At 72.1% G+C, this 280-nt stretch carries 1 protein-coding gene; it reads right to left on the minus strand.

What is annotated here, in order from left to right; genetic code table 11:
* Positions 1–190 (minus strand): hypothetical protein (locus EXE42_RS19945; protein ID WP_206750782.1); only part of this gene is annotated, 190 nt, incomplete at its 3' end.
* Positions 191–280 lie beyond the last annotated feature (90 nt).

Consider the following 280-nt stretch of genomic DNA (forward strand, 5'->3'; position numbering starts at 1 on the left):
TGGCGGCCGACTGACCCGACGGTCCGAACGCCCCGTTCTCCGCGGTTCCGAGCCCTCCGCTGACCACACGGAGTACCACCCGGCCGACGCCCGCGACGTTCGTCCCCTTGCGCTCGTCTCCCTCTCGCGTTCGTTCCCCGTTTCCTCTCGCCTCGTCCTCTGTGCCCGGCTCGCTCCTCGCGCCCGTCACGCCCCGCGCCCGTCCCCCTCCTCGCCCCGGACCGGCGACGTTTTCTCCCGTCCCCGCGCACGGTGTCGTATGCCAACCGAGATCCTGCTC

It is taken from the genome of Halorubrum sp. SP3 (assembly GCF_005435195.1).
GTDB classification, from domain to species: Archaea; Halobacteriota; Halobacteria; order Halobacteriales; family Haloferacaceae; genus Halorubrum; species Halorubrum sodomense.